Here is a 24,104-nt window from a genome sequence, read left to right as displayed (position 1 = left end):
GCTTCATTGGGAATAAAGTTCCCTATAAGGCAATGAAGTCTGTTAACAACCTACTAATGGTGATGGAGGTGGATAAAATGAAAAAAAGAATCGGTTATAAAGCAATATTATGCATAGGGCTTATTCTCTGCATGACAGCTACCTTAGTAATGACTTCTGCATCAAATGCCAGCGCTGAAGTAGCAACAAAGCCTGCCTTTGAGGTAAAGATAAATTCAGTATCCCCTGAATTCCCTAAGGTAGGAGAAGATATTACTGTCAGTGGAGAAATAATTCCTAAAGACTTTGAAGCTGAAGTTCCAGCTAAAGAAATAGTATTGGTACTAGATGTATCTGGGAGTATGGCGGACAATGTATATGTAAATGGTAAATCCTCTACAAAGATAGCAGAACTAAAAAAAGCAGCAAAGAGCTTTGTAGATAAAATGAAGAATGTGCCTAATTTAAAGATTGGGATAGTAGCCTATTCAAGTAATGCCAGTATTAAAAAAGTAGATAAAGAAATATTAATAGATGCCAATAAGGTAAATGAGCTGAAAACAGTTATAGATAATTTAAAGGCTGATGGAGGTACTAATACTGGGGAAGGCTTAAGAAAAGCTGCCTACCTACTTAGTACATCTAAAGATAAAGATGCAAATAAGACAGTGGTTTTAATGTCTGATGGTATTCCTACATTTTACACTAGCGAAAAATATTACTATTTAGATTATTATGAATCTTACTACGATAATCAAAAAGATTATTATTTAGATATAGAAAATGAAGAAGGTGGCTATGTTAATAGGAGTGGAGATGGAACTTCAGACACTCCTAAACTAAAGGATTTAGGGTATGCAAAAGGAATAGGTAATTTAATAAAAGGCAAAAAGTATAATGTATTTACTGTAGGATATGGTATGAATGATGATGGGATTTATAGAATGAAAGAAATTCACAAATCTATGGGTGGGAGACTTCCGAATGGTACTGATTATGACGAAAGTAAGAGCTTCTTTGAATCTAGTAATGGAGCTATAGATAAAATATTTAGTGAAATTGCTGATAAAATAATAGATAGTTATCCAATTAATAATGTAGAGATGCATATGAACCTTAAATCAGATTTTTCTCTAAAGGTTGGAGGAAATAAAGTAGATATTGATAATGTACTGTATAAAACTGATGGTGAAATTAGAGAGGGGAAGGTTACCTATACAGCAGATCCTGTGACATTCAAATTTGTAATTAAAAGTGAAGTAACAGGGCAGCATGAACTCTTTGCAGGGTCTACAGTGAGTTTCCCTTGGAAAGATAATGAGATTATAACTGCTCCAGTACCTAGTATAAGTATTAATATAGACAAAAATGAATTACCTAATATTAGGGCTAATTTAACAAGCCAAAGTGAAGTAGAGGCTTATCCAGGAGATGAAATAAAGGTAACCTATGATGTAATAGGAGAAGATTTCACCTATGAAGATAGTAGTAATATGAGAAAAAAAGATATAGCTATAGTGTTGGATGTGTCAAAGTTTATGCTTAAAAGTGGTAAATTAGATGAGATAAAAACTGCTTTGATAAATTCATTGATAAATAATAGTGGCTTAGCAGGGGATAATGTAAATTTTAGTTTAATAACTTTTAATAATAAATATGTAGTACATTCTGAGCTAACTAATAATCGAAATGAAATAGTAAATATGATTCAAGCTATAGATATTGAAGATAAAGGGCCAGAAGATAATAATGCAAGGCAGATAGACAATGCCATGGGAGAGGCAAAGACAATACTTGATGGTAAAAATCCTGATGCAGATAAATATATGGTATTAATTGCATCGAATCATTTGAACTATGAGGACAAAAAGCTTCCTGATTTAAGTGATGAAAAATATAATATCATGAGCTTAAATTTATTAGAAACAGGAAATGGAAGCTTAGATATGCTGCATAAAAAAATAGGAAAAACCGTGGATAATTATTTTATAAGCAAAGATAAAAATGGCGATGATATAAAGAACCCCTTAATGGGTAACTTAGCTGGTAGAATAATATCTCAAGGAAGATATATGACTTATGAAATTCCAACAGAATTAAAGTTGAACTTAGGTGATAATTTTACCATGGTTTCTAGTGTTAAATCTTATAAAGATGGAATAGCTACTATTAAAGGGCCAACTGTTGTCTATGAAAGTAAAGGTGATGGAAAATATCAAGCTAATAATGAATCCTATAAAGTAAGCTTTACAATAAAACCTAAAGAAGACAAAAGCGGAACTTTATCCTTTGGAGATAATAATGTTATAGCCTATAAAAATTTGCGTAAAAAAGAGGTTACGAAGGGCATACAAACCCCTAAAGTGAATTTAATATCTCCAGTAATAGACTTAATACATGGTTTAGATAATGGAGTCACAAGTAGTGGATATGGTGTTACTGAAGGAGAAGTACGTATAGCTAATGATATGAAGGTTAATATAGCCTCTGTAGCTACTATATTATCTAGTAATGTAAATGTGGAGCTTAGAATAAATAAGGATATAGATTTACAGGATTTAAGCAAGATAAAGGTATATACTCTTAAAGGTGGTAATTTAGTGCCTATGGAGTGTACTATAACTAGTATTGGAACGAAATTAGGTCAGAACTGCTATAATATTAAGCTACCTCCAGATATAAAGGTAGAAACTCACATTGTTATAAAATATCAGTGCAAGATGCCAGAGGATGCTTCTAGTGAAGAGAGTGGTTCTTATGAGAATAATATTATATTTAATAAGGAAGAAAAAACTTTCAGGCTTAAAGGAGAAGCTTTACCAGATTTATTTTAAAATTTTAAGTATAAATATACATTATCTCACTATAATTTTTGGATTAATTATAGTGAGATAATGGAAAAATTCTCATTAGTAATGTATAATTATTATATAAGTCGATAAATTTCTACAAAATTTAGAAAATAGGTTAAAAGTTTTCCTTGACAAACATACTTATTTTAAATAAAATAGGTGTAATCAATTAATAAATTATGAATAAATAACTCATATATCCCTTGAATATGGCAAGGAGTTTCTACCGGAAACCGATAAATTTCTGACTATGAGTAAAAGTAATCATGTTATAGATTTCAATGAATTTATGGACATGCTTAATTTTACTTGTATGTACATAGTATGAACTCTAAAGGAGTTATATTATGGGTGGAAAGTGAATTAAGCATGTTTTTGTTTATGTTTTAATTAAATTTAAAATATAAACAAAAACTATGTTAGAGAATTTAATTATATAATTTTAATTGATTTCAGATTATAAGTATAACTAAAGTTAATTATAAAGAAAATAATATAGAAGGAGAGGATTTAAATTATGGCAAAGATATTAAAACAAGGATACACTTTTGATGACGTATTATTAGTTCCAAATAAATCTGAAGTTTTACCAAAGGATGTTAGCTTTAAAACAAACTTAACTAAAACTATAGCTCTTAATTTACCACTAATAAGTGCTGGAATGGATACAGTAACTGAAAGTAAGATGGCAATAGCTATGGCCCGTGAAGGTGGAATTGGAATTATCCATAAGAATATGTCTATAGAAGCTCAAGCAAGCGAAGTAGATACAGTTAAAAGACAAGAAAATGGAGTAATTGTAAATCCATTCTCCATAGGAAAAGATAATGTTATACAAGATGCATTAAACATAATGTCAAGATATAGAATATCTGGAGTGCCGGTAACTGAAAATGGAAAATTAGTTGGTATAATTACTAATAGAGATATAGTGTTTGAAACTGATTATAGTAAAAAAGTAAGTGAAGTGATGACTAGTGAGAATCTAGTTACTGCAAAAGAGGGAACAAGTATTGAAGAAGCTAAGACAATACTTGCAAAACATAAAATTGAGAAATTACCTTTAGTAGATAAAGATTTTAATCTTAAAGGATTAATTACTATAAAGGATATAGAAAAGGCTGTGAAATTCCCTAATGCTGCAAAGGATGCTTCAGGAAGATTACTTTGTGGAGCTGCAGTAGGAGTTACAAAGGATATGATGATAAGAGTTGATGCTTTAGTTAAAGCTCACGTAGATGTCATTACTATAGATACAGCACATGGACACTCTAAAGGTGTTATAGATGCAGTAAGAGAAGTTAAAGAAAAATATCCAGAGCTTCAAGTTATAGCAGGTAATATTGCAACAGCAGAAGGTACAAGAGCTTTAATAGAAGCTGGAGCAGATTGTGTTAAAGTTGGTATAGGACCTGGATCTATCTGTACTACAAGAGTAGTTGCAGGAGTTGGAGTTCCTCAACTTACAGCAGTTATGGACTGTGTTGAAGAAGCAGAAAAATCAGGAGTTCCAGTTATAGCTGATGGAGGAATAAAATATTCAGGAGATATCGTTAAGGCATTAGCTGCCGGAGCAAAAGTTTGTATGATGGGTTCAATGTTTGCTGGTTGCGAAGAAGCACCTGGTGAAATAGAAATATATCAAGGTAGAAGTTACAAGGTATATAGAGGAATGGGTTCTTTAGGAGCTATGGCAAACGGAAGTAAGGATAGATATTTCCAAGAAGATAACAAGAAATTAGTACCAGAAGGTGTTGAAGGAAGACTTCCATTTAAGGGTAGCGTAGTAGATACTATATACCAATTAATTGGTGGTATTCGCTCAGGAATGGGATATTTAGGAGCACCTACACTAAAAGATTTATATGAAACTGCAAACTTCGTAGTTCAAACTTCAGCTGGATTTAGAGAAAGTCATCCACATGATATAGTAATTACTAAGGAAGCTCCAAATTATAGTGTAAATCAATAATCTAAGAAGGAGAGCTTAATTTATGGATAGAGAATTAGTATTAGTTGTTGACTTTGGTGGTCAATATAATCAATTAATAGCAAGAAGAGTAAGAGAGCATGGAGTATATTGTGAGATAATCCCATATAGTACTTCTGTTGAAAAAATAAAAGAATTAAATCCTGTGGGAATAATATTTACTGGTGGCCCTAACAGTGTTTACGGAGAGGGTGCACCAAGAGTAGATAAAGAATTATTTGAATTAAACATTCCTATCCTAGGAATCTGTTATGGTGCTCAGCTTATGTCCCATGTTTTAGGTGGAGTTGTTAAGACTGCTACTGTTAGAGAATATGGAAAAACTGATGTTAACTTAAACACAAATAATAAATTATTTAATGGAATAAAAGAAAAACAATGCTGGATGAGTCACACTGACTTTATAGAAAGTGCACCACAAGGCTTTGAAATTATAGGTCATACAGATGAGTGTCCTATAGCTGCAATGGCAAATGAAGAAAGAAAACTTTATGGGGTTCAATTCCACCCAGAAGTTCAACACACTTTATTTGGAACAGAAATGCTTAAAAACTTCTTATACAATGTATGTGAAGTTAAGGGAGACTGGTCTATGTCTGCCTTTGCAGAAGAAAAAATTGCACAAATTAAAGAATTAGTAGGAGATAGAAAAGTGCTTTGCGCTCTATCAGGTGGAGTTGATTCATCTGTTGCAGCAGTACTTGTTCATAAAGCAATAGGTAAAAACCTAACTTGCGTATTTGTAGATCATGGTCTACTTAGAAAAGATGAGGGAGATCAAGTTGAGAAAATCTTTAGAGAAGGCTTTGATATGAACCTTATCAGAGTAAATGCTCAAGAAAGATTCCTTGGAAAACTTAAAGGTGTTTCTGATCCGGAGAGAAAAAGAAAAATCATTGGAGAAGAATTCATCAGAGTTTTTGAAGAAGAGTCAAATAAACTTGGTAAAATGGATTTCTTAGTTCAAGGAACTATTTATGCTGACGTTGTAGAAAGTGGAACTAATTCATCAGCTACAATTAAGAGTCACCACAACGTAGGAGGACTTCCAGAGGACATAGAATTTGAACTAATAGAGCCATTAAGAGAGTTATTTAAAGATGAAGTAAGAGCTGTAGGAGAGGAAATTGGAATTCCACACCACTTAGTATGGAGACAGCCATTCCCAGGACCAGGACTTGCAATAAGAGTACTTGGTGAAATTACAGAAGAGAAGCTACACATAGTAAGAGAAGCAGATGCTATATTTAGAGAAGAGGTTGCAAATGCTGGCCTTGAAAGTGAAATCTGGCAGTACTTCGCTTGCTTACCTAATATAAGATCAGTAGGAGTTATGGGGGATGAAAGAACCTATAGCCATACAGTAGCCTTAAGAGGAGTTACATCTTCTGATGGAATGACATCAGACTGGGCAAGAATCCCTTATGATGTACTAGATAAGGTATCTAGAAGAATTGTCAATGAAGTTAATGGAGTAAATAGAATTGTATATGATATAACTTCAAAACCACCTTCAACTATAGAGTGGGAGTAATATAAATATTCTAATAGATTAGATATTACTCTATCAACTCCTTGGCAGAGTAATATCTTTTCTTAAACCCTAATGTATTTATACATGTTATCATGTTTAAATAAATCACACCCAAAGAAGGTAGTTATGAATTTCTAAATGATTTAGAAATTTCATAGCTGCTTTTTTTATTTATAAATAATATACAATGTAAGAATTAATTTATAACTTATAGTGTTAAAAATTGAAATAGTAGAATTATTTATTGAATTTACAGCAATATTTATCAATTATAATGGAACAATTTACCTTATACAATAATACCATAATATTGTAAAGGAGATGATTAAAAATGGCTTTAGAAATACACGATCATAACAGAGATGACCAGTCTTTATATGATGAATGTAAAGAACATGTTTATTATCACGTTATTTTAACAATGAGAGACGGAAGCATAGTGGATGGAATAATTGAGAATGTAGATGGAGATCGCGTTACCATGTTAGTGGGCGAAGATGTAATGGAGCTAGATGATGAAAATCAATATGCTCAGCAACGACAATATAACCCTTATGGACGTCCTAGAAGAAGACAAAGACGTTTTAGACGCAGAAATTTATCACTATTAGATTTAGCTAAATTATTAATAGTACCATATCCACCTTATATTTCTCCATATCCATATTACACCCAATATCCAGGTCAGTATATTAATCCATATTATCCTTTTTAATGAGGAATACTTAAACATCAGTAGTTTTGATGCTTTATAATTAAATAAATACAATATTCAAGATTATCGATGGAATAAAATTATCCCCAAAGTAGTTATGAAGTTTCTATATGAATTAGAAATTTTATAACTACTTTTTTATAAAAAATTATAATTGGCATTTGACAATAACTAAAAGTGGTAGTAATATATAATTAGCAAATGCCAATAATGAAAATCACATAAAAGAATTATTAATAAAGAAATGAGGAATGGAAAATGAAAATAGCAGTTTCAGCAGCAGGAAAAACTATTGTAAATTTACTTGATATGAGATTTGGAAGATGTGAGTATTTTCAAATTCATGATACTGAAGGTGGAGAAATTAAAGTTTTAGAAAACCAAGGAAAAAATGCTAGTGGTGGAGCAGGTATTTCTGCATCTAATCAATTAATTGATGAAAACATAGATGTTATTATCACAGGAAATCTTGGACCTAATGCTTTTAAAATCATTGAAAAATCAGGAGTTAAGGCATATAAGTGTGATGGTATAGTTATAGCTGAGGCTATAGAAAAATATAAAAAAGGTGAACTTGAAGAAATAAAAATGTCTGGTCCTGCACATCACGGAGCTCACTAGATTGGAGATGAATAGGTAGTGAATATAGCAGTACTTAGTGGAAAAGGCGGTACAGGAAAAACCACAGTATCTACTAATCTTGCTCTTGCTCTAAAGGCAAATTATATAGATTGTGATGTGGAAGAGCCTAATGGTTTCTTATTCCTAAAGCCTATAGTAGATACAGAAGAAAAAGTAATGGTAGAATATCCTATCATAGATGATAACAAATGCACTAACTGTGGAGCTTGTGTAAAAGCTTGTCAATTTAATGCTCTAGCAAAGGTTAAAGATGATATTATGCTGTTCCAAAAGTTATGTCATGGTTGTGGAGCATGCGAAATTGCATGTAAATATGGTGCTATAACCTATGGTGAAAGAGAAACGGGTAAGATTGAAAAAGGATCAGTAAGAGATATAAACTGCAGCAGAGGTGTTTTAAATATAAGCGAGCCAATGGCAGTGCCTGTTATTAGAGAGTTACTTAATGGATTATCTAAGGGAACTAATTTAATAGATTGCCCACCAGGAACTTCTTGTAATGTGGTAAATTCTTTGAAATATGCTGGTGGAGCAATACTTGTTACAGAGCCTTCTGAATTTGGTCTTCATGACTTAAAGATGGCAGTGGAACTTGTGAAAATGTATGATATTCCCTTTGGCATAGTTATAAATAAGGATGATGGAAAAGATAATATTGTGAAAAAGTATTGCAAAGAAGAAAATATAGAATTAATAGGAACAATTCCTTACGATAAGGCTACAGCAGTACTTTATTCTAAGGGTGAAATACTCTATGATTATTTAGTTCATAAGAAGATATTTGATAAGCTTTCAGAGGGAGTAAAGGAGGTGCTATCTTGGAATTAGTAGTTTTAAGTGGAAAAGGTGGCACAGGAAAAACCACCATTGCAACAGCCTTAGCTGAACTTGAAAAAGATGTATTAAGAATAGACTGTGATGTAGATGCTCCCAATCTTTATCTCTTTTACAAGGGAAAAGATATTGAAAAAGATGAATTTGTAGGTGGAAAAAAAGCATCAATAGATGAAAGCATTTGTATTAAGTGTGGTAAATGTGAAGGTGTTTGTAAATTTAATGCCATAGAAAACTTTACTATAAATCCATTTCTTTGTGAAGGCTGTGGAGCATGTACATTAGTGTGTCCTGTAAATGCAATAAAACTAGAGGATGAAAAGACAGCAGATACCTTCATTACGGAGCTAGATAAAGGCATAATTTCAAGGGCAGAAATGGGTATAGGCAGTGATGGTTCAGGAAAATTAATAACTGAATTAAGAAAAAATGGTAAGAGATTTAATAAGGATGAAAAGTTAACTATAATTGATGGCTCACCAGGTATTGGATGTGCTGTTATAGCTTCAATAACAGGTTCAAATGCAGTTTTAGTTGTAACAGAGCCTACAAAATCAGGCCTTGAAGATTTAAAGAGAGTAGTACAGCTGTGTAAACACTTTGGAGTTTTTACTATGGTTTGTGTAAATAAATTTGATATAAATGAAGAAGTTACAAAGGAAATAGAAAACTTTATTTATGAAAATCAAATAGTTTTAGTAGGTAAAATTCCTTATGATGACATGGTTATGAAGTCTATAAATGAATTAAAACCTATAACTTTCTACAAGGATAGCATAGCTGAAAAAGCTATTGAAGCTATGTGGAGTAATATGACTGAGTATATATTTAATTAATATATTAAATTAAAATTATTTAGGTAAAATAAAAGGAGGAATTTTTAATGAAAATAGCAGTTGCAAGTGATGAGAAATATGTAAGTGGGCATTTTGGACATTGTGAAGGATTCACAATATATGAAGTAGAAGAGGGTAAGTCTTTAGAAAAAAGCTTTACTCCAAATCCAGGACATAGACCAGGATTTCTTCCAGTATTTTTAAGAGATTTAAAGGTAAATGTTATTATTGCAGGTGGTATGGGAGAAACAGCACAAGACTTATTTAACGAAAATGGAATTGAAGTTGTAGTTGGTGCACAAGGACTTAGTGATGATGTAGTTCAAAAATTTGTAAATGGTGAATTGAAATCAACAGGTAGCGTTTGTACAGAACATCAACATGAAGGTCACTGTAACGAATAATTAAAAAGGATGATTTTATGAATAATGATTTAATACCTATCAAAAAGCTTTTAAGGAAAAATGGATATAAATTTACCTTGGGTAAAAGAGTTATTTTAGAAGTAATTCTAAAAAGTGATATTCACTTAAATGCCAAGGAAATATATGAAAAAACTAAAGAAAAGAATATAGGACTTGCCACTATTTATAGAGCTTTGAAGGTATTTAATGAGTTAGGAATAGTAAAAGAGATAAATGTTAATGGCATAAATTATTATGAAATGAAAATATTTAGTGGCAAACCCCTGCATATTCATTTTAAATGTTATAAATGTAATAGTATAATTGATATAGATAGTCAAAATTTAAATTTTGACTATCTTAAATTAAACAAAAGAATAGAAGAAGAAAGTAACGTAGAAATATATGATTCTGATATAATGTTTATAGGATTATGTAGTAAATGCAGGGAGGATTTAAAGTGCCAAGACCAACAAAATTTAGAAGAGTAGAGTTTTTCCCAGAGGATACTTATTTTGTTCCATGGGGAAAGCCTAAATGTGAAATTAAAGAAACAGTTTTAAAGGTAGAAGAACTTGAAGCTATGAGACTTAAAGATATTGAAGAATTAAATCAAGAACAATGTGCTGAAAGAATGCAAGTATCAAGACAAACATTCCAAAATATTATTGACAGTGCAAGGAAGAAGATAGCTATCGCTTTAACAGAAGGAAATGCTATAAGAATAAGTGGTGGCAACTACAGAGCTACTTTTTGTAAATTTAAATGCCTTCATTGTGGAGATGTGTATGATATAAATTATGAGCAAGACAAGGATAATTGTCCTACTTGTGGTTCAGAAGAAGTTGTTTGCAGCAAGAAAGCAGAGCTTTGTAAAAGATGGTGTAGAGGAAATAGTGTAGAGGATAAATAAGAGGTGGATTTCCACCTCTTATTTATTTATCTATTAAATTTATATTATTTTACAGATAGAAAAATATAAGTTTAAGAATTTAAAATCCATTCTCTAGGAATAATAAATTTAAAGTCATAGGAATGGAGAGTGCTGATGTGAAGAATTTTAAGGTGATTGTTTTAGTAATATTTATCACTTCTTTTATAGTTAACTCACCTATAGAGGTTTTAGCATTACAAAGTAATAAGAGAAAAAATGATGATAAGAGGATAATTGAAATATGTGATGAGGTAAGAACTACGCCTGTGGATGAGGAAGAATTATTAAAGCTAATAAGGGAAGGATTAGACAAAGAAGATGCTGAGTTTTATATAAGACTTGATGAAATAGTAGAAAGACTAGAACAGTGTGATTTAGAAGTGATATTAGATAATTCCATAGAGGATATAACTGATAAAGATTTTAGAAACAATAAGGAATACTATAGAAATCAAATACTAAAAGGAGATAAGGTTGCTTTAAAGAAAGCCTTTAAATCTCTAAAAAATATCTTTAGTGGAGAAGAATACACAGAAAAGGTAATTAATACTTTTGCTAATAAATCTGCCTATGAAATAATTTATCCTGATGGTTCAAAGATTACCTATAACACAAAAAACTCTCAAAGAGAAAATTTAAATAGAGAAAAGAATATTAAAAAACCAGTTATGTCTAATCAAGGTTATGAAGAAATCCTCATGGAAGAGGGAGTTTCATATGCCTATGGAAAGGTGGAAGCTAAAGAAGCAGAGTGGTCCTTTGAATCAGAATTATCCTATTCTAAAGTGTATCTATATACTGAATTTTTACTAGGTACTGATAAAATATCAAAAATTAACTACGCTAGAGGCGGGCAATCTTCCTATGGAGTAGTTAATATTGCAAATAGTACTGGAGCCACTATCTCTAGAACCTATAGTGAAGGTAAAGAAATACCTGCAGAAGCAAGAAATGAAGTCATATTTACTGTGACAGGTTCCTTTGGAGCTTCCTTTTTAATCTTATCCATAGGAGCAAATCCAGGATATAACTGGACTCAATATATAATATTTAGACTTTATGAAGTAGAAAAAATAGATGATAAATATGGAGCTCACTACAAATGGTACGCCGCTGAATTTAAGTAATCCTCCAAATCTATGATTTGGTTAAGGATTACTTACTCATTCGAATGAACATGAGAAGGAGTGTCCTCTCGAGCAAAGCGAGAAAAAGAAATTTTATATTTGGTTAGTCGAAGTTAAGTGATCATTTAAATCTATGATTTAATTATGAGAACTTACTCATTTGAGCATAGCGAAAAGGAGTTTCATTTCAAAGATGAACATGAGAAGGAGTGTCCCCTCGAGCCAAGCGAGAAAAAATTAAAGAGGAATGTTATATGAGTAAACTTAAGAAGAGATATAAAAACAAGAAGAGATTCAAAATCAAAAATGAAAAAACAATTAAGAAAAATAGAAGAATTTTTATGATTTCAGTTATAGGATTATTCTTATTAATTACAGCTATTCTCATTAAGAATGATTTATTTGAAGAAACCATGGAGATAAAACGTGGTAACTTCCCTATAAAAGATGAACAGCCCTTTGAAGGAAAGTTAACAGACAAGATAACCTATCTTCTATCTAAGAACCTTAACATAGGTGAAGATAGAATATCTATTCTAAATGTATCAGATATACAAAAGGATAAATTAGTCATGTTTTTATATGAGGACAATGGTAAAAACTATGAGGGGTTATGCCAATTAAGTAAAGTAGAAAGTTCTTATAACATCATAGCAACTTCTACAAAAGAGGTAGATAAATATGCTCCTTTTACAGTGAATGTAATGGAAACAAAGGTAAGTGCTACTGAGAATTACAAAGTTCTTGGAGGGGTAATAAATGATGAAAATATAAAAAGTATAAATATTAACTTTACTAATAATACCATGACAAATATATTAATTGGAGAAGATAGATCATTCTTTTATGTAATAGAAGAAAATGAGATAGATATTTTAACTATAGAAGCATTAGACAATTCTCTTAAAATATTTTATAAATGGGACAGCAAAGAAAAAGGAATATAAGATGAAAAGAAACTTAGTATAAAAGCAATATACTGAGTTCTTTTATATTTAATAACATAAAAGGCTTACGATTAATTCTAATAGTTCAATACATATAACAAGAAAACTTTATACATGATCAAGGATGAGTGGTATTAAATGGATAATAAATGATGTAAAGGTTCTAAGCGAAACTTGACTTCTAGCAATAAACTAATCATATTTATGAATTTTAAACATATGGATAAAAAAGAACATATAATATGTTTGCTTAAATGGTAAACTAATGTACAATATAAGTATTCATAAGTAAAAAAATACATATTAGTAAAATTATAAAAGGTATATATCCTTAAAATTCTAGAATTTTAAGTTAGGAGGTGAATCAATTTGGATTTATTTAAATATGAGTTTAAGAGAGTATTAAAGAAACCAATAACATTTTTATTCATTGCATTGATTATTTTTCTTGGCGTAAATGTGTATACAGAAATGAGTTTTTTTAACTCCAAAATAAAATATAATAGAGAAATTCCCGGATCGTATGATGTAGTTGGTGGTAGTACTAGAGTTCACATAGAGGGGAATAGAAAATTTGCTTTAAAGGAACAAAAGCATGATGAAGTATATATGTTAGATAATTTAGTTAAATATGCAGAAAAGGCAGTAGAAAACTATGAGAAAGGCAATTATAAAGAAGCTTATAAAAATGATTTGATACTTTATATGATACACACGAGATTATATTGCCCCATAGATGAAAGTGAACTTTTAAAGACCAATATTATTGACATATGGAATGAGCTATTACCCGAAATTGAATATGATATCTTTGAAAGTTCAAATTCAGAAGCTATCCTTACAGCTGATGAAATTAAAGGTAATTGTGTACAAATGAAATATAAATATGACATATATAATAAGGATATTAGATATATTGACAATTACTCTTTAAACAATGTGACTTTTATTTATAATATGATAGATAAAATTTTGCCTATCATAATATGTTTAGCTGTTATTTTAATTAGTTTCAATTGTATTAGTGATGAATATAGATTAGGAATAACTAAAAATATATTAGCTCAACCGTTTAAGAGAAGTAAATATTATATAACCATGGTACTAGCTAACTTCTTAGCTGTTTTCCTTATTGTAGTAGGAACAACTTTAATATTAAGTTTATTTGTAGGAGCTATTTCAGACTTTCATTCCTTTGATACACCAATTTTAACACATATCAATCAATGGAATACTTTAAGTATAAAAGGCATGGATTTAAAAGAAGCGTATAATGTTACCTTACAAAAGGCATATTTGGGGCCTGTGGAGATTAGCTATAATGATTTAGGAAAGAACCTATTCAATAGTGTAGCTTTTATAAGTTTTAGAAAATTTTTAATACAAGCTTTATCATTGTTTTTTGTGTATACTTTCGTACTTACAACTATTTCTGTATTTGTATCTTCAATATTCAAGGATAAAATAAAATCATTAATAGTATTAATAGTTATTAATTCCATAGGATATATAAGCTCATATTTTTATCCAAGCATCTTTAATATATTTAGTATGGGTAATGCAACAAAAATAATAACGGGAAGTATTAATTTCACATTACTAGGAAGTTTCATTGTGTTATTCATAGGTATATTTATTTCTATATTAATCAGTACAAGTCATCTTAAAAGAAAAGATATAACTGGTTAGGGAGGTGAATCAATTTGAATTTATTTAAATACGAGTTCAAAAGAGCATTAAAGAAACCAATAACATTTTTATTCATTGCATTGATTATTTTTCTTGGCATAAATGTGTATACTGAAATGAGTTTTTTTAACTCAAAAATAAAATACAATAGAGAAATTACCTTATCGTATATTATGGTTGGTAGTAGTAAAATCCACTTAGAAGGGAATAGAGGCCACTCTTTAAGGGAAAAAAAGTATAATGAAGTAAAGATGTGGGATGATGTAGCTAAGTATTCAGAAAATGCAGTGGACAGCTATGAGAAAGGCAATTATAAAGAAGCGTATAAAAGTGATTTAATAGTTAATATGATAAACGCTAGATTATTTTGTTCCATAAAGGAAGAAGAGCTTTTAAAGGATAACATTATTGATATATGGAATGAACTATTACCTGAAATTGAATATGACACCTATAAAAGTTCATATTTAGAAACTAGACTTACACCTGAGGAACTTAAAAGTAGTTGTGTACAAATAAAGTATAAATATGAGCTTTACAATAAGGGTATTAGGTATATTGACAATTACTCTTTAAACAATGTGACTTTTATTTATAATATGATAGATAAAATTTTGCCTATCATAATATGTTTAGCTGTTATTTTAATTAGTTTCAATTGTATTAGTGATGAATATAGATTAGGAATAACTAAAAATATATTAGCTCAACCGTTTAAGAGAAGTAAATATTATATAACCATGGTACTAGCTAACTTCTTAGTTGTTTTCCTTATTGTAGTAGGAACAACTTTAATATTAAGTTTTTTTGTAGGAGCTATTTCAGACTTTCATTCCTTTGATACACCAATTTTAACACATAACAATCAATGGAATACTTTGAGTATAAAAGGCATGGATTTAAAAGAAGCGTATAATGTTACCTTACAAAAGACCTATTTAGGACCTGTGGAGATTAGCTATAATGATTTAGGAAAGAACCTATTTAATAGTGTAGCTTTTATAAGTTTTAGAAAATTTTTAATGCAAGGTTTATCATTATTTTTTGTGTATACTTTCTTATTTACAACTATTTCTGTATTTGTATCTTCAATATTCAAGGATAAAATAAAATCATTAATAGTATTAATAGTTATTAATTCCATAGGATATATAAGCTCATATTTTTATCCAAGGATCTTTAATATATTTAGTATGGGTAATGCAACAAAAATAATAACGGGAAGTATTAATTTCACATTACTAGGAAGTTTCATTGTGCTATTCATAGGTATATTTATTTCTATATTAATCAGTACAAGTTATCTTAAAAGAAAAGATATAACTGGTTAGGGAGGGGATTAAATGATTAAAGCAATAAAATTTGAGTTGAGGAAAAACATTAAATCAAAAAAAAATAAACTATTATGCCTCGGGTTTATAATGTATGTAATAGTTTTCAGCATGTCTTTAGTTTACAAGGAGAAGGAATATGATAAAAATCAACATACTGTATGCGAATATAATTTGATAGAATATGGAAGTATTATAAGCTATAATACAATGCTGATGAAAGGTGTAGATGATTCTAGCGAATTATATAAAAAGATACAGAAAGAGAGTAATTTTTATCAATCTCAACATAGCAGTGATATGATTATTAATCGTGTCTTTTCTAAAAAGATAAAAGGACATAAGAGTTTATTAGAAGATGAAGTTAATTTCACTAAAGCCCTTAAAATTAAATATGCTAGTATGAAAGAAGCATATGAAAATGGAGTTATTGATGATGAATTCTTAGAAAGGAGGGGGTTATCTATTAATCAAGTAGAGCGTGACATAGAATATATAGATAATTTACTTCAGTCTAAAACCCCAATTATCATCAATCCATACACACTTAATGGAGCTAATTTTTTAAAGAATTTTTTTACTGGATCTAATCTAATCATAATTTTAATATTCATCTTACTATTTACCATAGATTCCTATGCGCTTGAGTTAAGAGAAGACAGTTATAAAACCCTTTATACATCCCCAATAAAGAGAAAATCAATATTGCTATCTAAAATATTAGCATCATATACCTTAGTTTGTTTTATCCTTCTAATGGTACTAGCAATTGCATTTGTGGTAGTTTCTCTTATATTTGGCTGGGGTAAATTACTATATCCACTATCTATAAATGAAGGGGTAACTAATTTAAATCCTATAATTACAAATATGAATCAAGGATTTATTCAATTATATAAATTGATAATAGTTGATTTTGTTAATTTTATGGTTTTAGTATTATTTGTTATTGTATTTAGTACTTCATTATCAGTAAGAACTAACAGTGAAATGCTAAGTTTTGGCGTACTCCTTACTATTATAATGTTGTCATATATAATGCACTCAATAGACGCCTTTATGAATGCAAATAGATTATTTAATCCTATATACCATATTTTCTATGAAGACTTAATGTCATCACAGTTAAAGGTAAATCATTCATATGGGATATTACTACAACTTTTACTTTCAACTTTAATAATAGTGATAACCACATTTAAGTTTAAAAATAAAGATTTAGTTGGAATTAGGGGGGAGTAAAATAATGAATAAAAAAGTGTTAGTTGTATTTACTATTATAGTATTCGGTCTTTGTCTAGTAGGCTGCAATAAAGAAAATAAAGGTGAAGATCAAGTCGATAATAATCATTATGTTTCCTATGAAAATATAGAACTTGACCAACTAAAAAGGCCTGAAATAGGAGAAACAATAGCTATTATTAAAACTAATTATGGAGAAATAAGATTACGATTATTTGAAGATATTGCTCCTAAGGCTGTAGAAAATTTTAAAACCCTAGCGAAAGAAGGGTTTTATTCAGGGCATGCTTTTACTACAATGGGGGTAGTATCTGCTGGTATAGGTAAGATAGGGGAACCAGATTATGAAGGTAAAAGTATATATGAAGGTGGATTTGATATTGAAATAGATGATGATTATGCTATGCTCTATGGAAGTGTAGTTATACCAAGGAGGGTAAAGGTTGATGGAAAGAATTTTAGTAATTTCTGTATAATTGATAAAAATTTCTTAACCGATGAAGAAAAGAGTAATCTAAGTGGTTATGGATTCCCAGAAAAAATAACAGAGGCATTTGAAAAAATCGGTGGGAATGTAGTTAACAAGGATGAAATTACTGTATTTGGACAGGTGTTTTATGGAATGGATACTATTGAAAAAATGCGTGAAGTTAAAGTAGGAGCTATGGGTGAGCCCCTTGATATAATAGAAATTGAAAGTATAGAATTAAAAGAATATGAAGGGGATAAATAAGATAGGAGGTACCTTATGAGTAATCATTTAGTTGAAGTTAATAATATAAATAAGACCTTTGGAAGAAAAAAAGTCTTAGATAATGTATCTTTTTTTATTGATAATAATGAAATAGTCGGCTTTATAGGCCCTAATGGGGCTGGTAAGTCTACAACTATGAAATGTATAGCAAGTCTTATTTTCCCAGATCAAGGTTCAGTAACGGTATCTGGATATGATGTAAAAAGACAAAGAGAATTAGCTCTTAGTCAAATGGCTTCTTTAATAGAATCACCAGGTTTATATTTAGATATAAGTGGCAGAGAAAATATTAAATTATTTGCAAGTCTAAGAAATATAAAAGAAGAAAGAATAAAAGAAATATATGATTTTACAGGGTTAAAAGAGGATTTGGATAGAAATGTTAATGGATATTCAATGGGAATGAAACAAAGACTAGCCCTAGGAATTGCACTTTTAAGTAAACCTAAATTTTTAATTTTAGATGAACCAACAAATGGCTTAGATCCAACGGGAGTTATTCAATTGAGAAATACCTTATTAGAATTAGTTAAAAATGAAGATATCTCTATTTTATTTTCATCTCATCAATTGGGTGAAGTTGAAAAGTTAGCTGATAGACTTATTTGTATCAATCAAGGAAAAATAATAGAAACTCCTATGAACATTTTAGAAAAACAAAAATACTTAATTAAAGTAGATGATATGGAAAAAGCAGTTGAATTATTAAATAATGAATTAAAAGAATTGAGTTTCGAAAAACTTGGAAAAGATACACTGGTTTTTGACTTGGTTGAAGAAGAATTAATATCTAAGATCCTAAAAGTTATTTTAGACTATGGCATAAATATTATAGATATTACAAAGGAAAAACAGGATATAGAAGTTGTGTATAAAGAAATTTATAAATCATAATAGAAATACATGATACTTGGGGAGGAAATTGTGATAAAGTCATTTAAGATTATAATTTAATAATATTAGATGAACTTACATCTCCTTTAGATTAAAAATTAGAAGAAAATATAAGATTAAGATAAACTCGGTGAATATGTTAAAATTCATTGAGTTTATTTGTTTTAGCCATTATTATAAGTATATAGGGTAGTTTGAAATAATTTACATAATATTGTATACTGACAAAAGAGGGTGGAGGATATAATGGAGATGTTTTTACCTATAGTAATGTTTATTATAGGAATTATAGTAATAATAAAGGGCGGAGATATATTTGTAGACTCAGCTATGTGGATTGCTGAGATAACAGGGATACCAAAAATAATTATAGGAGCAACCATTGTAAGTTTAGCAACTACTCTTCCAGAGTTTTTTATAGCTTCAATGGCAACTATTATGGGATCACCAGAGATTGCAGTAGGTAATGCTATAGGAGCAATAATTTGTAATACAGGGCTTGTTCTTGCTATTTCAATGATTGCAATGCCTGTGGAGGTAGAGAAGAAGAGGTTTATGCCAAGAGCTTTTATGATGGTAGTATCTATGGTTTTACTATTACTTTTTTCTACAGATGGAAATATTAATAGAATAGAAGGGGTAGTCCTTTTAGGGTTACTTGTGTACTATATAAGAAAAAATATAAAGGGTGCTAAAAAGTCCCTTGAAATTCCTGATGAGACTGCTATTACTATAGATGAAATTAGTGTTAGAAGAAGAGTAAAAAAGAGAGAATTTGCAAAACATATAGTTGTATTTATAATAGGAGCAATACTTATAGGATGTGGAGCTAGGTTATTAGTTGTAAATGCACAGATTATTGCCAGGTATTATGGAGTCACAGAAGGAGTGATTAGTTTAACCATTATGGCCTTAGGAACATCGTTACCAGAGTTAACTACTGTTTTAACTTCTATATATAAGAAGGAAAGTGGAGTAGCGGTTGGTAATGTCATTGGTGCAAACATACTAAATATAACCATGACTATAGCTGCCAGTAGTATTTTAGCTAGGGGTGGATTAGTACTAAGCTCTAGAAATATTCACATATTTAATACATCTTTTATAAGCTTTAACCAGACTATACTTTTAGATATTCCAGTGGCTCTATTATTGATGCTACTTATAATCTTACCTATATCAACTAATGGAAGATACTCTAAGAGAAATGGAATAATGCTGCTTAGCGTTTATATAATATACATAAGTTTTTTGATTTTGATAATATAAGGTATCTTACCATCTTTGACTTGTTATTTATTTTTAGATACCTAACAAATCGTTTTATAGGAGGCAATTAGAAATGACTAGTTCTTTAAGTTTAAATATAAAAAACCTTCAAGAGGCAGTTAATGAATCACATATAGATAATTTAAAACCTATGATAACAGCAGCCCATAACACTCTGCATAACAGAAGTGGTGCTGGCAATGAGTTTTTAGGGTGGCTTGACCTACCAAATAATTATGATAAAGCTGAGTTTGAAAGAGTAAAGGTTGCAGCTAAAAGGATACAGGAAAATTCTAAAGTTCTTATAGTAATAGGCATTGGAGGTTCATACCTTGGAGCTAGAGCTGTCATAGAAGCAATGACAGGCCCCTTCTTTAATAGTATGAATGAAGATAAAAGAAAGGTTCCAGCAGTATACTTTGCAGGAAACAATATAAGTTCTACTTATCTGTCTCAACTTATACAGCTCATAGATGGGAAGGATTTTGCTATAAATGTTATTTCAAAATCAGGAACTACTACAGAGCCTGCCATAGCTTTTAGAATATTTAAAGAAATCATTGAGAAAAAATATGGCAAAGAAGAAGCTAAAAATAGAATTTTTATAACAACGGATAAGGCAAAGGGAGCTCTTAAGAAATTATCAGATACAGAAGGGTATGAAACCTTTATAATTCCTGATGATATCGGTGGAAGATTTTCCGTGTTAACACCAGTAGGATTACTTCCCATTGCAGTGGCAGGAATAAATATAGATGAGCTATTACAAGGTGCTAGAAATGGAAGAGAAAACTTTAGTAATGAAGATGTACATAGAAATATTTGTTATAAATATGCAGCGGTAAGACATCTTTTATATGAAAGAGGAAAAACTACAGAAATTCTTGTAAACTATGAACCTTGTCTACAATACTTTGGAGAATGGTTTAAGCAGCTTTATGGAGAGAGTCAAGGTAAGGATGGAAAGGGTATATTCCCTGCATCCGTTAACTTTTCAACAGACCTTCACTCCATGGGTCAATATATTCAAGATGGAATGAGAAATATATTTGAAACTATAATAAATGTAGAAGAGCCACAAATAAATTTATCCATAAAAGAAGATGAAGAAAATGTGGATGGACTTAATTTCTTAGCAGGAAAGACTATAGATTTTGTAAATAAGAGAGCTATGGAGGGAACAGTCCTTGCCCATGTAGAAGGCGGAGTTCCTAATATAGTTATAAATATGAAAGCTTTAAATCCTAAGGCTCTAGGAGAGCTTATATACTTTTTTGAAAAATCCTGTGCCATTGGAGGATATTTATTAGGAATAAATCCTTTTGATCAAGAAGGGGTAGAAGCCTATAAGAAAAACATGTTTGCTCTACTTGGTAAACCAGGTTATGAAAAGCTTCAAAGGTCTCTAATAGAGAGGCTAGGTGATTAATTATGACTATTATAGTTGATGGTGATGGATGTGCAGGAAGAGGTATTATAGAGGAAGTAGCTAAGACCTACAAGGTTCCACTAAAAATTTATTGTGATATACATCATGTGATAAATTTAGAATATGGTGAAGTTATAATTATGGATAGTGGCTTTCAAGCAGTGGATATGAAGGTTGCAAACGAGGCTAAAAGAGGAGATATAGTAGTAACTCAAGATTATGGAGTAGCAGCTATGGTTCTTGGTAAAAAATCCTATGCCATAAGTCCAAGGGGATATATATTTTCAGAGAACAATATAGACAAATTACTCTTTGAAAGACATATAAGTGCCAAGGTAAGACGTGGTGGAGGAAAGACAGGAAAACATAAAAAAAGAAATGAAGACGATAATATAAGCCTTAGAGATAATTTAATAAAGCTTGTAGAAAGAAGTCTAAGAGAAGAATAGAAAAACATAAATCAAGAAAACACTTGTAGAAATATAATTTACAAGTGTTTTTTTACAAGGATTTTGTCTAATGAATTATCGCAAATAAAGACCTCCATAGGTTGTTACATAATATGTAAGTGTAGTATAATATAGCTATGCTTATGTAAGAATATTATAACAATTTAATCAATTAGGGATGTATATGTACATTCTAGGGGGAATATGTATGAATGAAATGATTATTGGTACAAGCCTATCAAGTCCACAGGAGAAGGGGACTGAAATTAAGATATATATAGAAAATAAAATGTCAGATGATTTATTATATAAATTTATAATAAACTGTGATGGAGGTTGGGAAACCATTAGAGATTTCCATGAGGAGGATTTTACCTATTGGACACCTAAGGAAGATGGCAAATACATGATAATGGTACAATCTAAAAAAAGACATGGAAAAAAACCTATTGAATTTACATCTAGAATGGACTTTATCATAGGCTCTGTAGAAGAAAAACTAATAAAAGATATTATAATTAGTAATAATGAAATAAAATTAGGGGAAAAGATAGAAATTGATGTCGTACCTAACAAATTACCTATCCTTTGTAAGTATTGGATAAAAGAAGATTGTAAATGGAATTTAATAAGAGACTATTCTATGGATACTAGTTTAAGTTTCACCCCAAACCGTGAAGGGGATATTGAGATTCTTATAGAGAGTAAAGAAGAAGGTTCAGACCATCAATTTGATGACTTTAAAAATGCGACCTTTAAGGTATTACCCATGGATGAAATAAGAATTAACAATATACAGTGCTTAACAGAAGAGCTGATAGTAGGTAATGAATTAACCTTTGAAATTGATGCACGCTTTGATGAAAATAGAGTTGTGTTATACAAATTTATGAAGATTGATGAATATGGAAACATGCATGTAGTCCAAGACTTTTCAAGTAAGAGACTAGTCAGCTTCACAGAAATACTACCAGGTAAGTATAAGCTTTTATGTTTAGTGAAGGACATGTATTCCCACGAGAATTTTGATGATAGGGGGATAATACACTATACTGTAGATAAATATAAACCTATAAAAATTCTTAATTTCACTTCTGATTTAAGCTCACCACAGCTTGAAAAAACACCTATAGAGTTTAAGGCAATATGCTCTGGTGGAGATAAATTGCTCTATAAGTTTGTAGTAGATGGAAATTATCATAGTAGTTCAAATTTTACTACTAACAACAGTTATAAATGGATTCCAGAAAAAAGTGGCTTATATAGAGTTGAAGTTCTTGTAAAGGATAGTACCTATAAGGACGATTATGAAGAGAAGGCAATTATGGACTTTGTTATAGATGAAGATTGCGCACAAAATGTATATATAAAAGAAATCAAGCTAAATAAGGACAAGCAACTTCTTATAAATGAACCAGTTAAGGTAAATGTTGAAGCCACTGGCTCAAGAAATTTATTATATGAATTTATTGTGAAAAAAGAAGGTAAGGAAGTCCAATTCATAGAATATAACGAAGAAGATAATTTTAAGTTCACTCCTACTAGTGTAGGAAAATATGAAATAGAAGTTAAGGTAAAACATCTAAAATCTAAGAGAGACTACGATGTACATTCAGTGATATATATAGATTGTAAAGAATATATACCAGCTAAGATAGATTATATTCTTACAGAAAAGAAGTATATGTATCTTATAGGTGATGAAATAGTCTTAGAGGTAATAACAGAAAACACTAGCAATACTTTAACTAAATATAAGGTTGAAATCAATGGCAGAGAAGTTGAAACTACGGAATTTAGTAATGATAAGAAGTTTAAACTAATTCCAAAATGTGGAGGAGTATATACGGTAAAAATATATTGTAAAAATGTATTTAGTACTAAAGAGTATGATTGTAAAAAAGAATTGATTTTAGACGTATTACAAGGAGTTCCAGTAACTAACTGCAAGATAACCTTAGATAAAGAAGTAATAAGGTGCAATGAAGATGTTAACTTCTATGTGGAATGTGATGGTGGAAAAGATAATTTATATGAATTTTATTTAATGGAAAAGGGAGAATGGAAGCTAATACAAAAGTATAGTAAGAAAAATTATTATACCTTTATGCCTTTCTATAAAGGGTTTTATAAGATATTGGCATTATGTAAAAGCTGTTACTCTAAGAGTGCCTATGATGACTATTCCATTTATGAAATTCAGTGTAAGGAATAAGGCATCTTAAATAAATAATTAAATAAATAAGTGAAGGA

21 protein-coding genes and 1 riboswitch are annotated in these 24,104 nt (G+C 30.1%); all 21 genes read left to right on the top strand.

The features are described from left to right. Positions 1-77: 77 nt before the first annotated feature. The 21 genes from ACTNBA_RS02635 to ACTNBA_RS02535 all read left to right on the top strand — a co-directional run bounded on the left by ACTNBA_RS02635 (position 78) and on the right by ACTNBA_RS02535 (position 24,066). Positions 78-2,813: a VWA domain-containing protein gene (locus tag ACTNBA_RS02635; RefSeq protein WP_441072369.1), complete on the top strand. Its 2,736-nt coding sequence runs from the start codon at positions 78-80 to the stop codon at positions 2,811-2,813. A 190-nt stretch (positions 2,814-3,003) separates the two neighbouring features. After that, a riboswitch (purine riboswitch) is annotated at positions 3,004-3,102 on the top strand. 246 nt (positions 3,103-3,348) lie between these two features. Continuing rightward, the gene (gene guaB, locus ACTNBA_RS02630; RefSeq protein ID WP_441072367.1) at positions 3,349-4,803 is read left to right on the top strand and encodes an IMP dehydrogenase; all 1,455 of its coding nucleotides are present in this window, start codon (positions 3,349-3,351) and stop codon (positions 4,801-4,803) included. 22 nt (positions 4,804-4,825) lie between these two features. Beyond that, positions 4,826-6,355: a glutamine-hydrolyzing GMP synthase gene (gene guaA, locus ACTNBA_RS02625; RefSeq protein ID WP_441072365.1), complete on the top strand. Its 1,530-nt coding sequence runs from the start codon at positions 4,826-4,828 to the stop codon at positions 6,353-6,355. 331 nt (positions 6,356-6,686) lie between these two features. Next, positions 6,687-7,070, top strand: a complete 384-nt coding sequence (locus ACTNBA_RS02620) for a hypothetical protein (RefSeq protein ID WP_441072363.1) — start codon at positions 6,687-6,689, stop codon at positions 7,068-7,070. Positions 7,071-7,328: 258 nt separating this feature from the next. Further along, positions 7,329-7,691 carry a NifB/NifX family molybdenum-iron cluster-binding protein gene (locus ACTNBA_RS02615; RefSeq protein WP_441072361.1) on the top strand — a complete coding sequence of 121 codons (363 nt, stop codon included), beginning with the start codon at positions 7,329-7,331 and terminating at the stop codon, positions 7,689-7,691. An 18-nt stretch (positions 7,692-7,709) separates the two neighbouring features. Then, positions 7,710-8,540 (top strand): P-loop NTPase, encoded by an 831-nt coding sequence (locus ACTNBA_RS02610; protein ID WP_441072359.1) that lies wholly within the window; start codon positions 7,710-7,712, stop codon positions 8,538-8,540. After that, a complete protein-coding gene (locus ACTNBA_RS02605; RefSeq protein WP_441072357.1) occupies positions 8,531-9,382 on the top strand; it encodes an ATP-binding protein in 852 nt (283 codons plus the stop codon). The genes ACTNBA_RS02610 and ACTNBA_RS02605 overlap by 10 nt, the downstream gene beginning before the upstream one ends. 47 nt (positions 9,383-9,429) lie before the next feature. After that, positions 9,430-9,786 (top strand): NifB/NifX family molybdenum-iron cluster-binding protein, encoded by a 357-nt coding sequence (locus ACTNBA_RS02600; RefSeq protein WP_150845361.1) that lies wholly within the window; start codon positions 9,430-9,432, stop codon positions 9,784-9,786. Positions 9,787-9,803: 17 nt separating this feature from the next. Beyond that, on the top strand, positions 9,804-10,277 hold the full coding sequence (locus ACTNBA_RS02595) for a Fur family transcriptional regulator (protein ID WP_441072355.1): 474 nt from the start codon (positions 9,804-9,806) through the stop codon (positions 10,275-10,277). Further along, complete coding sequence (locus tag ACTNBA_RS02590; protein WP_150845363.1) at positions 10,247-10,699, top strand: DUF134 domain-containing protein; 453 nt, start codon at positions 10,247-10,249, stop codon at positions 10,697-10,699. The genes ACTNBA_RS02595 and ACTNBA_RS02590 overlap by 31 nt, the downstream gene beginning before the upstream one ends. 137 nt (positions 10,700-10,836) lie before the next feature. Then, positions 10,837-11,847, top strand: a complete 1,011-nt coding sequence (locus ACTNBA_RS02585; RefSeq protein ID WP_441072353.1) for a hypothetical protein — start codon at positions 10,837-10,839, stop codon at positions 11,845-11,847. Between the two features lie 254 nt (positions 11,848-12,101). Continuing rightward, complete coding sequence (locus ACTNBA_RS02580; protein ID WP_441072351.1) at positions 12,102-12,794, top strand: hypothetical protein; 693 nt, start codon at positions 12,102-12,104, stop codon at positions 12,792-12,794. Between the two features lie 369 nt (positions 12,795-13,163). Further along, positions 13,164-14,483 carry an ABC transporter permease subunit gene (locus ACTNBA_RS02575; RefSeq protein ID WP_441072349.1) on the top strand — a complete coding sequence of 440 codons (1,320 nt, stop codon included), beginning with the start codon at positions 13,164-13,166 and terminating at the stop codon, positions 14,481-14,483. A gap of 14 nt (positions 14,484-14,497) precedes the next feature. Next, complete coding sequence (locus tag ACTNBA_RS02570; RefSeq protein ID WP_441072347.1) at positions 14,498-15,814, top strand: ABC transporter permease subunit; 1,317 nt, start codon at positions 14,498-14,500, stop codon at positions 15,812-15,814. Between the two features lie 12 nt (positions 15,815-15,826). Continuing rightward, positions 15,827-17,056, top strand: coding sequence for an ABC transporter permease (locus ACTNBA_RS02565; RefSeq protein WP_441072345.1), 1,230 nt, complete (start codon positions 15,827-15,829; stop codon positions 17,054-17,056). A 4-nt stretch (positions 17,057-17,060) separates the two neighbouring features. Beyond that, complete coding sequence (locus ACTNBA_RS02560; protein ID WP_441072343.1) at positions 17,061-17,789, top strand: peptidylprolyl isomerase; 729 nt, start codon at positions 17,061-17,063, stop codon at positions 17,787-17,789. Positions 17,790-17,804: 15 nt separating this feature from the next. Beyond that, a complete protein-coding gene (locus tag ACTNBA_RS02555) occupies positions 17,805-18,704 on the top strand; it encodes an ABC transporter ATP-binding protein (RefSeq protein ID WP_150845369.1) in 900 nt (299 codons plus the stop codon). Positions 18,705-18,950: 246 nt separating this feature from the next. Next, positions 18,951-19,973, top strand: coding sequence for a calcium/sodium antiporter (locus ACTNBA_RS02550; RefSeq protein ID WP_441072340.1), 1,023 nt, complete (start codon positions 18,951-18,953; stop codon positions 19,971-19,973). 73 nt (positions 19,974-20,046) lie between these two features. Further along, positions 20,047-21,402 carry a glucose-6-phosphate isomerase gene (locus ACTNBA_RS02545; RefSeq protein ID WP_441072338.1) on the top strand — a complete coding sequence of 452 codons (1,356 nt, stop codon included), beginning with the start codon at positions 20,047-20,049 and terminating at the stop codon, positions 21,400-21,402. Positions 21,403-21,404: 2 nt separating this feature from the next. Beyond that, positions 21,405-21,851 carry a YaiI/YqxD family protein gene (locus ACTNBA_RS02540; RefSeq protein ID WP_035130421.1) on the top strand — a complete coding sequence of 149 codons (447 nt, stop codon included), beginning with the start codon at positions 21,405-21,407 and terminating at the stop codon, positions 21,849-21,851. Between the two features lie 208 nt (positions 21,852-22,059). Continuing rightward, positions 22,060-24,066: a triple tyrosine motif-containing protein gene (locus ACTNBA_RS02535; RefSeq protein ID WP_441072336.1), complete on the top strand. Its 2,007-nt coding sequence runs from the start codon at positions 22,060-22,062 to the stop codon at positions 24,064-24,066. The last annotated feature ends 38 nt before the right edge of the window (positions 24,067-24,104 follow it).

The sequence above is a fragment of the Clostridium sulfidigenes genome (genome assembly GCF_052067195.1).
In the GTDB taxonomy this organism is placed as follows: domain Bacteria; phylum Bacillota; class Clostridia; order Clostridiales; family Clostridiaceae; genus Clostridium_J; species Clostridium_J sulfidigenes.
This window is presented reverse-complemented; position numbering and strand designations above follow the sequence as displayed.

Excerpts from the sequence above, each read along its gene's own strand:
- ACTNBA_RS02635 (WP_441072369.1), top strand. The coding sequence starts at position 78 with ATGAAAAAAAGAATCGGTTATAAAGCAATATTATGCATAGGGCTTATT.
- guaB (WP_441072367.1), top strand. The coding sequence starts at position 3,349 with ATGGCAAAGATATTAAAACAAGGATACACTTTTGATGACGTATTATTA.
- guaA (WP_441072365.1), top strand. The coding sequence starts at position 4,826 with ATGGATAGAGAATTAGTATTAGTTGTTGACTTTGGTGGTCAATATAAT.
- ACTNBA_RS02620 (WP_441072363.1), top strand. The coding sequence starts at position 6,687 with ATGGCTTTAGAAATACACGATCATAACAGAGATGACCAGTCTTTATAT.
- ACTNBA_RS02615 (WP_441072361.1), top strand. The coding sequence starts at position 7,329 with ATGAAAATAGCAGTTTCAGCAGCAGGAAAAACTATTGTAAATTTACTT.
- ACTNBA_RS02600 (WP_150845361.1), top strand. The coding sequence starts at position 9,430 with ATGAAAATAGCAGTTGCAAGTGATGAGAAATATGTAAGTGGGCATTTT.
- ACTNBA_RS02595 (WP_441072355.1), top strand. The coding sequence starts at position 9,804 with ATGAATAATGATTTAATACCTATCAAAAAGCTTTTAAGGAAAAATGGA.
- ACTNBA_RS02580 (WP_441072351.1), top strand. The coding sequence starts at position 12,102 with ATGAGTAAACTTAAGAAGAGATATAAAAACAAGAAGAGATTCAAAATC.
- ACTNBA_RS02565 (WP_441072345.1), top strand. The coding sequence starts at position 15,827 with ATGATTAAAGCAATAAAATTTGAGTTGAGGAAAAACATTAAATCAAAA.
- ACTNBA_RS02560 (WP_441072343.1), top strand. The coding sequence starts at position 17,061 with ATGAATAAAAAAGTGTTAGTTGTATTTACTATTATAGTATTCGGTCTT.
- ACTNBA_RS02555 (WP_150845369.1), top strand. The coding sequence starts at position 17,805 with ATGAGTAATCATTTAGTTGAAGTTAATAATATAAATAAGACCTTTGGA.
- ACTNBA_RS02550 (WP_441072340.1), top strand. The coding sequence starts at position 18,951 with ATGGAGATGTTTTTACCTATAGTAATGTTTATTATAGGAATTATAGTA.
- ACTNBA_RS02545 (WP_441072338.1), top strand. The coding sequence starts at position 20,047 with ATGACTAGTTCTTTAAGTTTAAATATAAAAAACCTTCAAGAGGCAGTT.
- ACTNBA_RS02540 (WP_035130421.1), top strand. The coding sequence starts at position 21,405 with ATGACTATTATAGTTGATGGTGATGGATGTGCAGGAAGAGGTATTATA.
- ACTNBA_RS02535 (WP_441072336.1), top strand. The coding sequence starts at position 22,060 with ATGAATGAAATGATTATTGGTACAAGCCTATCAAGTCCACAGGAGAAG.